Raw genomic sequence first — 13,771 nt, forward strand, 5'->3', positions numbered from 1 at the left:
GTCAGTACTCCTTGGGGGGGGTGGGTTGGGCGCGCAGGCGCAGGCGGGCGCCGAGGACGGTGGAGGCGAGTTGAGGGGCGGTGTCACCGTGGGAGGGGCGCAGGGCATCCTCCAGCGCGGTGATGCCTTCCGCGACCAGCGCGGCAACCTCCGGATCGTGGGGAGCGCGTTCGGCGGCGGCGAGGAGCAGGAGTCCGGCCGCCGGGCCGTTGTCGTAGGAAGCTATGGCTGTTGTCAGTGCCTGCGCGGGGTCGGTGAGGGTGGCGATGGCGGCGCTGGCGGGGTGGATCTCGTGGTCGAGGTGGTTGCGGAGGGCGGTCAGATGCAGGTTCCGTTTGGAGCCGAAGACTTTGTAGAGACTGCCTCGGTGGATGCCGGTGGCTGTGACCAGGTCGTCCACCGAGGTGCCCTCATAGCCGTGGGCGGCGAAGAGAGTGGCCGCGGTACTGACGGCCTGATCGGTGTCAAAGGTGCGTGGTCGTCCCATGGGTATGACCGTATGTGATTGAAGAACGTCCAGTCAAGAACGAGTGTTCTTTTATGGGAGATGCTGGAGGCGTGGGCAGGCAGACGCCCCCAGGGCGCGCCCCATCGACTACTGGCCCCAACCGGACCGTCCCTTGTCTCAACGTGCAGCAGCGGCAGCATCCTTCGGGGGAGGGCAGGTCACGAATGGCTGTGCCAGATGGCTGCGGTTCCTGCTGCCGATGACATGCCGTCGACGGCGCGGGCCAGCACGACGGCGTCACCCTTCGATGGGGGACCGACGATCACGATCCTTGAGATCGATCTCGGCCTTCCGTGGACCGGTACCGCAGGAGACCGCGAGCCGGCGGTCTTCGGAGACCTGCCGGTCGACCCATGCGGCACGGTGCTCGGTGACGCGGTTCCTTTGGACTCCTGGACGGGTGAAGGTCAGGCTTCGGGCAATGGACTCGCCGACGTCACCTACTGGGCGGCTATGCAGAGGCCGCCCGTCGGTTCGACCACGCCTATCCGTAGCGCTTGAACACAATCATGAAGGCCGGACGGCGCTGCGCTGGACTATCCCGCCTTACATCCCTGGCGACGAACCACGTGGCAGGCTTCAATCGCCAATTTCGGGCGCCTCAGCGTGCCGTCACCTCGGGAGTGAACGTCACAGCGCAAGCGCCTTGTGGACTTCGGCGAGCCGACCGCGCTTGATGCCAGCAGACGTGTCACCCAAAGCGACAGCGTGGATCTTGAACCCGTCCCTGCGGTGGAACTCTGCGCCATGCAGCCCGTCGGTGACCGCGACGATGTCCTCCCGGCGCAATCGGTAGGTGGCCAGCGGATTGACGATCACCACTACCTCGTCATGTAGTTCCACTCGTGGCCGAAGAAGCACCAGCCACCAGATCAGTGACACTGCCGCGAAGATCCCTGTCGCCACAGCGGCGCGCACTGCCCGCGCCTCTGTCGGACCCACCAACCAAGCCAGCCAAGCTCCCACCACTGACAGTACGACCAGCGTCCACAACCCCCCTGCCCAGACCATCCGGCTCGGGTGCACGCGCCACACTACGGCCGGATCCCCACCCTGTTCGCTCACGGACTCATTGTGCCGCTGACCAACCTCGGAGTCCCCGTCCTGTTGGCCCCAGGTCGAAAACGCCCCCTGGTCGGTGCGCAGGTGGTGCGAGTGGCGGGCGGGGTCATGTCCGTCAATCCGTGGTCGCTACTCAGCCGCGTAGACCGTCGGGCGAGCCACCCTGAGGCACGCGGACCACCGTTTACCCCGCCCTCGGTGACGGTACGGGCGTGCTCGATGTAGTTATGGATCGGAAGTTCCCCGTTCCGCAACCGTGCCGGGCCGGGCGGGGGCTCACGGGGAACTGCGGCTGCCGACGGAGGTCACAGCCAGCAGACGCCGAAGTCGGCATCCCGCAGGGCAGACTCCAACTCGCCCCACCTCGCTCCTATAGCGGGTGTCGCAGGTGCGAACCCGGCCGAGGTGCGTCAAAGGTGCGGTTCAGCAGATCAAGGCCGGAGGAAGAGCAGTGGCAGTCGCCCAAACTCGACCCCAGACCAAGCCGACCGTCACCAGGGCCGCCTCGCCGGAAACCCCCAAGTGCTCCGATACTCACATTCGTGGACATCCGTCTAAAGACCTTCGTTGCCGAGGCAACGACGAGGATGAACTTCCTGCGTGACGATCTCGGTTGCATTGGTCCCGAGGCTCACCATCCAAGCGACAGCTACCCGCTGGTGATCAGCGTCCAATACCGCCGCCGCGATCTGGCCGTGGAGGTCTTCCTGCTGCTGGCCTACGCCGGCGAGGAGTACGTAGCCACGAGGCTGTCACTCGCAGGCGGATCAAAACCGCGGGAACAGGAAGTCGGCTCACATACTGCGCACACGGCCTATGCGATGCGCCGGGCGCTCGATCGCCAAGCCGAGGCGTTACGCGATGCCCTTCGCGATGTGTAGCGGCATGCCCGCCACGAGTCCGACCCAGCGGGCAGCCGCGGTGAATGGACAGGCAATATCGCGGTCCCGGGGAGTTCTCGATCTACGGGCCTCTCGCGGGGTTCGTACAGCGGCCAGACGTCAGGTCCATGGACCAGCTTCACGTTTGTCTTCCGCAGGGTCGCGATGCGACGCTCCCACGCCGGGTGCCGGACATGCGCCGCATTGACCCGAGGGAATACCACCTCGGACACACCGGTCGTGCCGAGCGCCTCGCACACCTGCGTCAGGGCTTGGTTGTCGGCGATGGGCAGTTCAAGTCAGTGGCGCCCAGAATCGTTCCGCAGACCCCGTGCTGTCGCGAGGCGCCACGTCTTATGCGATGCGCTCGCTTGTAAGGAACGTCGTGTAGCCGATGACCGCGGGCAGCTCCACGTGCAGTGCCCCAGAGTCCGTGGTGAGTTCTTCCTCGTATGCGAGGAGGGACCCGGTGGACGAGTCGAACACCATGGTCGTCTTGGTGGGGAGGCCGCCGAACCGGGATGTCAGGGAGAATGCCTCTCCTGTTCTGCCCGCACGGTCTTTCACCGTCCCGTCGTAGGCGACTCCCTTGGTGTTCTTGAGGACGCGGAGCAGGGCAGCTCGCTGCGTGGGTGAGAACACGTGATCCATGAACCGCTCGGGTACGACCTCGAACGTCAGGCCAGGGCTCAGTGAGGACTGGCCGGTGGCCAGCCACTTCTTCATCCCGTCCGGCGAGGATGGGGGCTCCCCGGTCGAGGTCTCGGAAGGCCCGCCTGAGCCGGACCATGTCTTCGGGTCCTCGCCGATGGCCCCGGTCTCCTCCCAGAGCTTTCGCTGCTCACTGGTCTGGAACTGCGGTCGCCGTGTCCGTACGGTCCACCGGCTGGACCCGTCGGGCTTCTCCCACGTCTCGCGCTGTTCGGGGATCACCGCAGAGGTGACCTGAGTGCCGTCGACGCGGGTGGACAGCGACCAGCTCTGTCGCACGAAGTGCTCCGCCGACCAGGCTGGGGGTCGATCGTCCGGCAGTCCCTCGATGCGCCGGGCGATCTCTTCAAGAACCTGGTCGGCCGACCCGGTGCTGTGGTGGTAGTGCAATGGCTGCGGAGTTACCGCGTAGGCGGGCTGCGTTGTCGAGCCGAACGGGTCGGCAGCGACGAAGACGGTAGCCATGGCCGCGGCGACAGCAGCACCCACCAGTACCCAGCGGCGAGGCCGGTGCGATCGGCCTGGCGAGGTCGGACGCGGACGACTCACGATCGTGTCGAGCCGAGCATGCACCCGCACGGGGTCCTCGCCGCTGGTCAGTTTGGCCGGGTCCAAGGCGCGCAGGGCTTCGTCAATGTCACGCATCTGCTCTCCCAAGGCTCGTCTGAGGGGCCCGCTGTGCAGGGCTGAGGTGATTCCGCAGTCGGGTGCGGGCACGGTGGAGGCGCACATGGAAGGTCGCAGCTGTGCAGCCGAGAACTGCGGCTGCCTGTCGGGCGGGCAGCTCTTCCCACACAGCGAGGCGCAACACTTCCTGGTCGGCATCACTGAGCGCATCGAAAGCTCGGGCCAGGCTCAGATCGACGATCACCGAGTCGGCCTCGTCGTCAACGAGGTGACGTGGCTGCGCGGCCAGCATCTCGGTCAAGGTGCCCCGCCGTCGTTGTGAGCGGTGGGCGTTGGCGAGAGTGCGGCGCGCGACTCCATAGAGCCAGGGAAGAGCCATTGCAGGCGGCATCTCGTCGAGTCGGCGCCATGCCGTGAGGAAGACCTCCGACACGACGTCCGTGGCATCATCGCTCGCCGTGCGGCGGCGTACGTAGTTCGCCACGGCCGTGTGGTGCCGGTGGTACAGCTCAGTGAAGCGCTGCTCATCCGTGTTGATATCCACATCCCCTCCACCTACGTCTGTGTCCGGCACCTGTGGGCCCCTTACAGGCAAGGTGGGTCGAGTTCAGGGCGGGCACCACCGGAACGGCTCGTGATTCCCAACCTGAGAGCAGCCGTTCACTTGGACAGTCGGCGCCTCGGCGCACGGCGCGTGCCAGATCGAGCAGTCAGTAACGATCAATTGGGGTGTGAAGCGGTACAGACTCCCGCTGACAGGCTGGGCGCTGTTGTTGTGCAGCTATTGACCAGCCAAGACCGTCCTGTGCTCGGAGCCAGGCTTACAAAGCTGATGTCGGCGGTTCGAAACCGTCCGAGCCCACCAGCCATGACGCCCCCGCAGCGACTCCCTGCGGGGCGTTGACGGTAGTGATTGACGGCAGTTCCTCGGGTGCATCGCGTAGCGCTGGGCTGCGTGAGTAGAAACCTTCTCTACGGGTCAAGGCTCCTCGCTCCGCTCGTCGCGCGCTCCGCTCGTCGCGCGCTCCCCGGCTCATCGCCGGGGCCCTGCGCTCTTGTCTCCGCCCCGCTCTGGGCCCCAGCTACGCCGGTCGCGCAAAGTGCCGCATCAACGTTCGCCCTGTTGACGACCTCGCGTAGGTGCTCGTCCTGGCCGTGGTCCTTGGAACCAGCTGAGGCGTGCCCCCGGGGAAGGCGTTGACCCGGGGCGCTCACTTACGACGGCCGTGAGAGCCGGTCAGGCGTTCGTGCGTGATAGGTGGTTGGGGAGGTCAGTGAGTCGTTCGATGCGGAGTACCGTCTCGTCTGCCGTCGGCGATGGTCCACCGGTGACGAAGTCGATGCCGCGGTCCAGCCAGATGGCGGTGAGCCCGGCGAGGACGGCTGCGTTTACATCGCTTTCCAGCATGTCGCCCACGTTGACCGCCTGCGCGGGGTCCGTCCGCATCCGCCGGCAGGCGGTGGCGTAGGCGACGGGCTTGGCCGCACCGAGGTCGGTCGGGGTCAGGACGGCTTCGAAGTATTCGAGGAGGCCGAAGCGGGCGAGCTTGGCGCGCTGCTGCTCGGGGTCCCCGTTGGTGAGAACCGCCAGACGCGGTCCTCGGGGAAGCCGCTTCAGGGTCTCCAGACATGGCTGGACATCGGGATAGCACCGCCAGGACTCCTCGAACACGGTGAGGTAGCGCTCGGCGATCCAGGCGTCCAGAAGGCCGGCACTTTCAGGAACCGGCTCGCCGAGCACCGGCAGGAAGGAACGGAGCCTGCGTCGGTGGTGCTCAGCGAAGGAGCACTGACCAGCCAGGTATTCCCGCATGTGGCGCGCCTCCAGCGTCCACCACAACGTCTCCAGCTCCTCCGGTGGAGCCGTCGCGTTCGGCGCGGCCTGGACGATCTGGCCGATCGTTTCCAAGACCGCGCTTCGGTGATCGACCAGGGTGCCGTCCAGATCGAAGAAAATCACATCTGCCATAGGATGATCATCTCGTGGTACCTCTCCCTGACGCCAGAAGGCAGGTATCGCGATCTTCCTTTCGGGATGGTTGTCCAGTCACAACAGGGCGAACGTTGTCTGATGTGGCGCTAGAGCGAGAAATCCTGGACGAAGGGAAATGGAAGGCACAGACGCCTCCGGCGGGGGCGCTCAGACTCCGGGATGGATGAGGCGCCGTTCGCGAGTGCCGGCCGGATCGTGGCGAGCGTCGTGGGCTCCCATCCCGACCACCTTCGCCCCAGGCAGAGCCGAGCAGTCGCGGCCCAGGGCGTCAAGGTCGTTCGTACGGTGGCGTGCTCCACCTTGACGCCCTGAACCACGCCCGCTCCACGGTATGTGGGCCGAAGGCGGACGGGATAGGAGCTGAGGTGAGTGGTGGGTTGGGATGGGGGCGGCAGAAAGCGGCCGGTCAGTCCAGCAGCCCTCTACGCATCAACTCTTCCTCAGTGGCCTGTCGTCCGGCCTTCCAGGAACGACGCCCCTTGTTTGCGGCGGCCTGAGCTTCTCCCGCCCGGTACCTGCGCAGCTCCGCACGAAGTACGTCGTCCGACATTGAGCGATACCTGAGGTCCTCGGCGGCGTCCTTCTTCCAGCGCGGCACGACGGCCCTCTCCCCTGATTCACCCGGCGGCGTTGATCGAAGTACAGCAACCGTCCCCACCGCAGTCAATCCAGTTTGGCTTTCGGCCCCTCTGCGGTCGGCGTGGTTACGGCCGCCGCGACGTTGATCACGGCAGTGACCCAAGGCATGCCCGTTGCCTGCCCGACGTGGCAGAACGTCAAGGGGAATGGCGGGAAGTCACGGTCTGCCCGTCGTAGAGACCCTGGTCAGGACCGCCCCAGGTCAGGCGTCATCTGCGTACGGCGTCTTCCAAACTAGGGACATCGCGAACTGTTCTCCCGATGCCTGTCCGATGGATCATGGGTGGATGAGTGAACGGGGTCAATGGGCGCGCCTGCTGGAGGTGGGATTCGAGCAGGTCTACGTGGAGAACGACTGGTACGACGCCCCTCGTTCGGGCCTGGCCTCCATTGGAGGGCTGCCGCACTACTTCGAGTCATTCGACGGCTGTGCGAACCCTGAAGTCGACGCCGAGGAGTTCCTCGTCTGGCCCGCCGACCGCCTGACCCTGGACATGGAACGAGAGCAGTGGAACATCTTCTGCTCATGGAATGCCCGGTACGAGGCAGGCGAGGCTGCCGCTGACACGCATCCAGGGGCCGGGGGTGTCGACGCGCGCTACGACGAGTTGCAGGTGCTGCTCGCCCCTCGGCGCAAGGCGCCGGCGGATGCCCAACACCTCGTGCCCGAGTGGCGGTCCTACGAGCGGCCCGGCGGTTACTACCTCCCAGAAGGGCCGGACTACCTGGCTCGGTGGCGTCCCGCCTGAACACCAGCCGCCTTGTCACGAACGGAGCCATATCAGAAGGTGCCGTGCCACAACCGCGCCAGACCGGGCGGGGACTCACGGGGAACTGCGGCTGCTGGCGGAGGCCGGAGACAGTGGACGCCGAAGTCGTATCCCGCAGGTCAGACCTCGACTCACCCCACCTCGCTCCAGGCCAGGGTGTGGGCCAGGCTTCACCGGCTGGTCCTGGACGAACTGGGTTCCCGAGGCATGCTGGACTGGTCGCGGTGCGCGATCGACTCCGTCAGCGTCCGAGCTCTCAAAAGGGGCAGCTGACGGGACCGAATCCGACCGACCGTGGCAAGAGCGGATCGAAAATCCACCTCACCGTCGACCGAAACGGCCTGCCACTGTCGATCGGTATCTCTGCCGCCAACTTCGACGACAGCCAGGCTCTCATCCCGCTGGTTCGCGGCATACCGCCCATCTGTTGCCGACGCGGCCGTCGGCGTCGACGGCCCGCCAAGCTACACGGAGACAAGGGATATGACTACCAGCACCTCCGACGCGGGCTCCACTCCCGCGGCATCCGCCATCGCATCGCCCACAAAGGCATTGAGTCGTCCCAGCGGCTGGGCCGGCACCGGTGGGTCGTGGAGCGCACGATGCCCTGGCTGTCAGGCTACCGGCGTCTTTATCGCCGCTACGAGCGCAAGCCCGAGCACTCCCTCGCCTTCACCGCCAACGCGGCGACCCTCATATGCCACCGCAGACTCGCTGAATGAAGTGGGATCCAACGCCTCTCGAATCGACGTCAGGTACGTCTGTGAGCACGTCCATTGTCAGTGCGGTGCGCTTCACTGTCCGCCATGGAGCTCACACAAGCGACCGTCAACGACCTGCTGGCCCAACTCGGTTCGGGGGACAGCTACATGTACCTGCCCAGCGACCCGGACCCGCAGGACCTGACCGACCTGCTCGACGGCAGGTACGGCGCCCCGCGCACCCTCGTCCTCGACGGCTTCACCGATCCGACGGTCGACGAGTCCAGGGGCGCGGCTCTCCTCGTCCCCTTCGAGGACCGGGCCGTGACGATAAGGGCGTGGGCGTACGGGGACCGGTGGGTCGGCACGGGTACGGCGCGGGACACAGAGGGGGTCGAGCGGCCGGTGTTGGTGGTCGCGCACAGGGAGGTGCCAGAACCCTTGGTGGTCGCTCCGCACGAGGACGAGGACATCGACTGGATGGAGCGGCTCAAACGGATCACCGGCTGGACACAGCCCGCCCAGCGGCCGGACGTGGACTGGGCTGAGGTGGAGTCGCGCCTGGGCACCGCGCTGCCGAGTGACTACAGGCGCATGGTCGAGACTTTTGGCGAGGGCGCCTTCGACGGTTTCCTGGACCTGAACCAGGAGCCGTGGACGCATCTCAGGGAGGGCGGCCTGCTCATCTGGGCGAGCACTGAGCACGAGAACATGTACTGCTGGAGGGCCGACGGCGACGACCCCGACCGGTGGCCCGTCGTGGTCCGGTCCTTCGACGGCGAGCACGTCCCCTTCGACTGCCAGGCCGCGGAGTTCGTCTGCCGCATCCTCATCGACCCGCACCACCCGTTCACGATGGCCCGCTTTTTCGACACCCACTGGTTCATGAACTACCGGGAGAGCGACTGACCGAACTCCGCCGCCGACCGGGAGACAAGTACCGGGTAGACATGCAGCCGCAGGCGTCGGCCGAGCAGACCAGGACGGGCTCAACCTGCCCGCTCAGCGGCTGCCGTCGGACGCGCGGCCGGAGGCCGCTCCTTCTTGCCCTTCCCTACGACGGACCGACAGCCGGGGGCCCCAAGAGTTCGGCGGTGGTCAGCCCACCGTCATCCACGGACCGGATCGGCCGGCCAGCGGCTCGATCCGGTCCCACATCGCATCAGTAATCACTAACCGGACAGACACATCCGATCAACTGGCCCATCCATCAAGGAGACACGCTCTACGCGCCATCGGTCCAGGTCAACGATGGTCGCGCCGTAGCTCCGGCCAGTTATCGAATTGCTTCGGGACGAAGAGGTCCGGGGCTCACAGCTCGCAAGCCAGCAGGCGTAATGCTGGTTGAGCCGTTCCGGAACTGCCGAGGTCAAGCCAGCGCAGGCATGAAGCCGCCGCGGACCGTGCCCGAGGACAGCAGGGCAGACCAGTCGAGTACGTCGGGCAGTTGGTCCAAAGACAGGACGACCGCTCCACCGGCCTGCTCGGCGTCCTCGCACCAGTCGGCCATGCCGCTGGATGCCCCACCATCGTTTGCCCCGCCGACCACCGGCGCAGCGAGAGCGGGGACGACGAGCCCGTGGTCCCCCGGTCCGTCTACGACACACAGAGTGAGTCGGGGGACGATGCTCCAACCCTCACAGGAGGGCACCGCCCCGTCGGGCGCGGCCAAGAGCGGCAGGGCATCGTGGACAGGCGCGTCGGCCAGTAGGAGCACGGGCGTGGCGCCACGGACGAACAGAGTGTTCTCGGGATCCAGCAGCATGGGAATACTCTCGCAGGCTGGGGAGTAGGAGCGGCAGACGGGTGCCCGGAATGGCGGCGAGCACCCGTGAGGCATGGCCACCGAAGCAACGCCTGACATCCAACGTTGGCATCAACGACCTCGGACAGCGGCGTACCTCCTGGAAGACCGGCACACAACGCGTGGCAGCAAAATGCTGATTGGGCGACCAGCAGGTGTTGCCACGACTGGGGGCGTGACTGTACGCAGCCGAGGCGGAGCTCTGCGCCAAGGCCGGGATGCCGGATGACTGCCGCCAGGCACTCGACCGAACCGCCGCTTGCCTCCCCGAAGGCGAAGAAGCCCGCGACCCGGACATGTTGAGCATCTTCCTGAACGGTGGCCATCTGGCGCGATGGTGCGGGAACGCACTTGCACTGCTGGGGGACGACGACGCGCTCAGCAGCCCGGCTTCTGCTGATCGTGGCCGGGCTGGCAGTGTTGGCGACCAACCCGGCCCTGTTGACCACGTTCAAGGTCACCAACCAGTGGGCGGTTGGCTTCGCCCTCCCGGCTCCGCCCTCCCAGGACAGCCATACAAAGCACCAGCGTCTGTCGGCCAGCCTGCAAGAGTGCTCAGACGACCCTCTTTGAGCATGTGGCTGAAGCCATCCTCGACAGCGAGCCGCTTCCCACTTGGGAACGCAATCAACGCCAGGACGTGCTGTGGAGCGGACGCCCCGGACCGTGGCCCGGCGCCCCGGTCCGTACCGGCGGTGCAGCGCTCAGGTGGTCAGCGGGCTGGTTCACCGTGCCCCGGGCCTGCGCGAGTCCGGTGGCCCACAGCTGGTCGACACGCGAGCGCTCGGTGGCGTTCGGGTAGCGGTTGGTGCAGGACGGGCCGGGGCCGCCGCCCGACATCAGCTCACTGCACGGCCCGCTGTAGTCGTCCGGCAGGCCCAGCACGTGCCCGGTCTCGTGGGTGACGACGCGGACCGAGTCGTTCTGCTTGTTCTGGGCGTAGTCAAGGAAGATGTCGCCGCTTCCGTGGCCGTTGGTGGTGGCGTGCGACCCGCGCGGGTCGTTGCCCTCGTGGTAGGAGAAGTCGGCACCGCTCGAAGCCTCCTGGAGCTTGACGTTGGACTCGGAGCTGTTCCAGATCGAGGCCGCGCTTGATATCTGCGAACGGAAGCTCGGTGCCTGGGAGGCGTTGTAGTAGACGGTCACCGCCTGCGCGTTGGGCTGGGCGGCGCGCTTCTCGGCGACCGACTTGAGCACAGCCTCGAAGAACGCCTTGTTGTTCGCGGCCTCCTCAACCGACCCGTTGTACCGGGCCGCGGAGGTGCCGGCGGAAGCGGACGGGGTGGCGGCCGTCTGGGCGCTCGCCGGCACCGTCGCGCCCAGCGCGCTGGAGGCCAGACCCAGGCCGAGAGCGAGGGCGAGGAGTTTCGCGGACGTTCGGGACGACTTCATGTGGGGGGCTCCTACTCACTCGGTGACGCCGAGCGCCCAGTGCGCGGTCGGCTCTGTGTGAACACCGGTTCCGAACTGCAGCGACGTCCTGTGGGTCGTCATTCTTAGAACGGCTCGACAGGGAGCGCAAGGGTCCCGTCACTACGTCGCCTCGTAGGTCCCAGGACCTCGCCAGGGCAGTGCGCGGGACTCCAGTCCGCACATGGCGGCGGGGGGGAAAGCTGTCGCGACGTCAGAAGCCTTACATCACAGGGCAGCGGGCGTGCGGGCCGGCCGGGCGGAATTCCGGGACGCGCGGCGAGACCCGCATTCAGGGCAAAACGGACAAATGCTCAGATATTTACCACGTCGCGTCTACTAAGTACGCCGATTGGTTGCCGGAGCGCTGTGACCGACGTCATAAAATATGGGCCCCTTTCTTTCGCGCTCCACCGGCTCCGAGTCGCCCCCAGGGAGTCACCCTCGGCGCTGGGCGACATCCCTCACCGCTGAGCCGCCGCCGCTCAGTCCTGATCAGGATGGAAGCCGGGCCCGCCGTGCAGCCCGGCGAGCGGCGTGGGGGAGAGGTCGGTCGGTTCCTCGCCCGCCTCCAGGATCGGCAGCGCCGCCACCCGGACCGCGACCCTGACCGTCAACACGCCTGTCGCAGTGCTGCGTCAACGGATGGCAACGGCCAAGCTGACCACGTAGTGCTCTTCGACCGTCCCGTTCGGGAAGACCTCGGCGAGGAGGCCGCGTTCCTGGGCAAGGAACGTGTTGGTCGCCTCCTTGCCGAGAACGAGGAAGTCGGAGTAGCTGGAGAGGTTGGCGAGATGCTTATCGAGTGGAACGCTCCGGGTCCACGGCACGTGCCGATTGACGAAGCCGAGCTCGGGCGGCAGTCCGCGGAATCGAGCCATGGGGTCGGGGGCGCTGTCGTCGGCTCCGAAGAGGCGCCGCAGGCGGGCGTCCTGGTCGGCAATCCACGGAACAGCGCTGTCTGAGTCGTTCCACCAGAGGGCGAGGGCACCACCGGTGCGAAGGACTCGGAGAGCTTCCGGCACGGACTTGCGTTGATCGGTCCAGTGCCAGGCTTGGGCATACGTGAGGATGTCGATGGAGCCGGAGGCCAGCGGCAGGGTGTTGCCGTCACCGATCACGAGTGGGACTTCGGGCAGGCCGAGGCGGAACTGTGAGGCCATTCCGGGGCCGGGCTCGACCGCGATGACGTTCGCACCGCGGGCGCGGAGGAGCTGCGTCGCGAGTCCGGTGCCGGCCCCAACGTCCGCGACACGGGCGTCCTTCAGGGAGCAGCCGGTGAGTTCCTCGACCGCGTCGAGCAAGGCGGGCGGGTATGAAGGGCGGTTCGCCGCGTAGCTGGCGGCAGCCAAGTCGAACGAGCGAGCCTGCGAAGTGATCGTCATACGAACATTCTTGACGGGCTGAAGGTGTCTAGCGTCGCACTTTGTGCCTTTCCTTCGACGACCAGTACTCCGGGCACGCTCACGCCCAGCACACCCCCACTCCCGCTCGGGAACCGGGGTGAACCGGTCGGCAGGAGACTGCATGTCCAACGCCTGATGCGGCCGGGAGGAGTTGCACTCCTCTACCCACGCATCCAGCGCCGCCTGAGCCGCCCCGATTCTCTCGAACACACTGCAGCCGTCCAGGAGTTCGCGCCACGGCCGCCTCCACCTCGGCAGACGCCTGTTGCGGACAGGACGCCGGCCTGCGCGACCGGTCCGCCAGACCCGCCAGACCCGAGGCGGCATACCGCGACTTCCCCCCGCTCACCGTCTGCCTGGACACACCCAGCGAAGCCGCGACCTCCGTCACCGTCGCACCCGCCAGCACTGAGTACGACACTGACCGGGGCAGGTGTGGCCGGGCCGGTCGGCGTCCGTGGAGATCTGCTGGCCCCAGAGACGGATGGCTGGTAGCCCGGCTCACCTGCTGCACCGCCGGCTCGCGCGTCAGCGCGCCAAGGTCGATGCGGCAAACCCCGTGAAGTACGTCACAGTGCCGTCTGCGGGACCGTGTTCGCTGTTGGCTCCCGGTGCCGGCAACGACCCACCGCTGTCTGCCGATCTGAAGATTCCCCGTTGACGGGCCAGACTCCGCGTCGCTCCGGGTCGACTTAGGTCACCCTTCCCTGTCGCTGCAGTCGCCTGATACATGTGGAATTCCGACAGCTCATCGAAGGTCGCACAATGAACGAGGAAAATCTCACCGGTCCCATACCCTTCACCATCGATCTGACCTTCGAGGAAGCTCGACGACGGGCGGAGGTCGTGACCGCACTCGGGCCCGACTGGAACCCGGTCGCCGCTCTCCAGAGCGAGGACGAGGCCTACACGCTCCTTTACTCGAACCTCGACGCCGAGCAGCAGCGCACCTACGATCTGCTCGTGGCGGCCGGCGTCCTGCCAGGAGGGGAGCCGGGCCGTGCGGCTGCCCATTGATCCACAGGCGGACGTCGCCCGCCGCGCCTGGCTCGACTGCCCCGTCTGCGACGACGCCCGCCATTGCGAGCCCTGCGCCGACCGCCGTAACTGTGGTGAGCACTGGCGCTATCTGATATCCAGCAATGGACCGTTCGTTCACCTTCAGTGTCCGCGGTGCACACATATGTGGTCAGTGAACACGCGGCCCGGCGTCACCCGCCGCGACGACAGCACACCCGGTTGGTGACCGACGGCCGTTT

The 13,771-nt window shown here is 66.7% G+C and carries 14 protein-coding genes and 3 pseudogenes; 7 read left to right on the forward strand and 10 right to left on the reverse strand.

What is annotated here, in order from left to right; translation table 11 throughout:
• Nucleotide 1: 1 nt before the first annotated feature.
• Together ACWCP8_RS26920 and ACWCP8_RS26925 are read right to left on the reverse strand one after the other, a co-directional pair.
• On the reverse strand, nt 2-487 hold the full coding sequence (locus ACWCP8_RS26920) for a TetR/AcrR family transcriptional regulator (protein ID WP_451118610.1): 486 nt from the start codon (nt 485-487) through the stop codon (nt 2-4).
• Between the two features lie 651 nt (nt 488-1,138).
• Nucleotides 1,139-1,573 (reverse strand): hypothetical protein, encoded by a 435-nt coding sequence (locus tag ACWCP8_RS26925; RefSeq protein ID WP_352271632.1) that lies wholly within the window; start codon nt 1,571-1,573, stop codon nt 1,139-1,141.
• A gap of 539 nt (nt 1,574-2,112) precedes the next feature.
• Here ACWCP8_RS26925 and ACWCP8_RS26930 point away from each other — a divergent pair.
• Complete coding sequence (locus ACWCP8_RS26930; RefSeq protein WP_451118612.1) at nt 2,113-2,451, forward strand: hypothetical protein; 339 nt, start codon at nt 2,113-2,115, stop codon at nt 2,449-2,451.
• 354 nt (nt 2,452-2,805) lie between these two features.
• Here the strand turns inward: ACWCP8_RS26930 and ACWCP8_RS26935 are convergent, their stop codons facing one another.
• The 3 genes from ACWCP8_RS26935 to ACWCP8_RS26945 form a co-directional block, all read right to left on the reverse strand.
• On the reverse strand, nt 2,806-3,807 hold the full coding sequence (locus ACWCP8_RS26935; RefSeq protein WP_451118614.1) for a CU044_5270 family protein: 1,002 nt from the start codon (nt 3,805-3,807) through the stop codon (nt 2,806-2,808).
• Nucleotides 3,800-4,363, reverse strand: a complete 564-nt coding sequence (locus ACWCP8_RS26940) for an RNA polymerase sigma factor (RefSeq protein ID WP_451118616.1) — start codon at nt 4,361-4,363, stop codon at nt 3,800-3,802. Before ACWCP8_RS26940 ends, ACWCP8_RS26935 begins: the two co-directional genes overlap by 8 nt.
• Nucleotides 4,364-5,026: 663 nt before the next feature.
• Nucleotides 5,027-5,758 carry an HAD family hydrolase gene (locus ACWCP8_RS26945; protein ID WP_352271627.1) on the reverse strand — a complete coding sequence of 244 codons (732 nt, stop codon included), beginning with the start codon at nt 5,756-5,758 and terminating at the stop codon, nt 5,027-5,029.
• Between the two features lie 950 nt (nt 5,759-6,708).
• Between ACWCP8_RS26945 and ACWCP8_RS26950 the strand changes: the two genes are divergently transcribed.
• The 3 genes and pseudogenes from ACWCP8_RS26950 to ACWCP8_RS26960 all read left to right on the forward strand — a co-directional run bounded on the left by ACWCP8_RS26950 (nt 6,709) and on the right by ACWCP8_RS26960 (nt 8,801).
• Nucleotides 6,709-7,170: a hypothetical protein gene (locus ACWCP8_RS26950; protein WP_352271626.1), complete on the forward strand. Its 462-nt coding sequence runs from the start codon at nt 6,709-6,711 to the stop codon at nt 7,168-7,170.
• Nucleotides 7,092-7,913 (forward strand): annotated as a pseudogene (locus tag ACWCP8_RS26955) (IS5 family transposase). Before ACWCP8_RS26950 ends, ACWCP8_RS26955 begins: the two are co-directional and overlap by 79 nt.
• A gap of 84 nt (nt 7,914-7,997) precedes the next feature.
• The gene (locus tag ACWCP8_RS26960; protein WP_352271625.1) at nt 7,998-8,801 is read left to right on the forward strand and encodes a hypothetical protein; all 804 of its coding nucleotides are present in this window, start codon (nt 7,998-8,000) and stop codon (nt 8,799-8,801) included.
• A gap of 460 nt (nt 8,802-9,261) precedes the next feature.
• On the opposite strand, the gene ACWCP8_RS26965 is transcribed toward ACWCP8_RS26960, so the two are convergent.
• Nucleotides 9,262-9,657, reverse strand: a complete 396-nt coding sequence (locus ACWCP8_RS26965) for a hypothetical protein (protein WP_352271623.1) — start codon at nt 9,655-9,657, stop codon at nt 9,262-9,264.
• Between the two features lie 218 nt (nt 9,658-9,875).
• Between ACWCP8_RS26965 and ACWCP8_RS26970 the strand changes: the two are divergent.
• Nucleotides 9,876-10,082: pseudogene (locus ACWCP8_RS26970) on the forward strand (XRE family transcriptional regulator); the annotation flags it as partial.
• Between the two features lie 241 nt (nt 10,083-10,323).
• Here the strand turns inward: ACWCP8_RS26970 and snpA are convergent.
• The 4 genes and pseudogenes from snpA to ACWCP8_RS26990 form a co-directional block, all read right to left on the reverse strand.
• A complete protein-coding gene (snpA, locus tag ACWCP8_RS26975) occupies nt 10,324-11,088 on the reverse strand; it encodes a snapalysin (protein ID WP_451118619.1) in 765 nt (254 codons plus the stop codon).
• 503 nt (nt 11,089-11,591) lie between these two features.
• The gene (locus ACWCP8_RS26980) at nt 11,592-11,726 is read right to left on the reverse strand and encodes a hypothetical protein (RefSeq protein ID WP_352271620.1); all 135 of its coding nucleotides are present in this window, start codon (nt 11,724-11,726) and stop codon (nt 11,592-11,594) included.
• An 18-nt stretch (nt 11,727-11,744) separates the two neighbouring features.
• A complete protein-coding gene (locus ACWCP8_RS26985) occupies nt 11,745-12,491 on the reverse strand; it encodes a class I SAM-dependent methyltransferase (protein WP_451118621.1) in 747 nt (248 codons plus the stop codon).
• 35 nt (nt 12,492-12,526) lie between these two features.
• Nucleotides 12,527-12,945 (reverse strand): annotated as a pseudogene (locus tag ACWCP8_RS26990) (helix-turn-helix domain-containing protein); the annotation flags it as partial.
• 332 nt (nt 12,946-13,277) lie between these two features.
• Between ACWCP8_RS26990 and ACWCP8_RS26995 the strand changes: the two are divergent.
• Together ACWCP8_RS26995 and ACWCP8_RS27000 are read left to right on the forward strand one after the other, a co-directional pair.
• Nucleotides 13,278-13,529 (forward strand): DUF6400 family protein, encoded by a 252-nt coding sequence (locus ACWCP8_RS26995; RefSeq protein WP_352271614.1) that lies wholly within the window; start codon nt 13,278-13,280, stop codon nt 13,527-13,529.
• Nucleotides 13,513-13,758, forward strand: a complete 246-nt coding sequence (locus ACWCP8_RS27000) for a hypothetical protein (RefSeq protein WP_352271612.1) — start codon at nt 13,513-13,515, stop codon at nt 13,756-13,758. The genes ACWCP8_RS26995 and ACWCP8_RS27000 overlap by 17 nt, the downstream gene beginning before the upstream one ends.
• Nucleotides 13,759-13,771: the final 13 nt, after the last annotated feature.

It is taken from the genome of Streptomyces sp. NPDC002206 (genome assembly GCF_053593595.1).

What these genes read in the sequence shown, in the direction of transcription:
- ACWCP8_RS26985 (WP_451118621.1), bottom strand. Translation starts at nt 12,491, where the DNA reads ATGACGATCACTTCGCAGGCTCGCTCGTTCGACTTGGCTGCCGCCAGC.
- ACWCP8_RS26945 (WP_352271627.1), bottom strand. Translation starts at nt 5,758, where the DNA reads ATGGCAGATGTGATTTTCTTCGATCTGGACGGCACCCTGGTCGATCAC.
- ACWCP8_RS26995 (WP_352271614.1), top strand. Translation starts at nt 13,278, where the DNA reads ATGAACGAGGAAAATCTCACCGGTCCCATACCCTTCACCATCGATCTG.
- snpA (WP_451118619.1), bottom strand. Translation starts at nt 11,088, where the DNA reads ATGAAGTCGTCCCGAACGTCCGCGAAACTCCTCGCCCTCGCTCTCGGC.
- ACWCP8_RS26920 (WP_451118610.1), bottom strand. Translation starts at nt 487, where the DNA reads ATGGGACGACCACGCACCTTTGACACCGATCAGGCCGTCAGTACCGCG.
- ACWCP8_RS26960 (WP_352271625.1), top strand. Translation starts at nt 7,998, where the DNA reads ATGGAGCTCACACAAGCGACCGTCAACGACCTGCTGGCCCAACTCGGT.
- ACWCP8_RS26950 (WP_352271626.1), top strand. Translation starts at nt 6,709, where the DNA reads ATGAGTGAACGGGGTCAATGGGCGCGCCTGCTGGAGGTGGGATTCGAG.
- ACWCP8_RS26935 (WP_451118614.1), bottom strand. Translation starts at nt 3,807, where the DNA reads ATGCGTGACATTGACGAAGCCCTGCGCGCCTTGGACCCGGCCAAACTG.
- ACWCP8_RS26965 (WP_352271623.1), bottom strand. Translation starts at nt 9,657, where the DNA reads ATGCTGCTGGATCCCGAGAACACTCTGTTCGTCCGTGGCGCCACGCCC.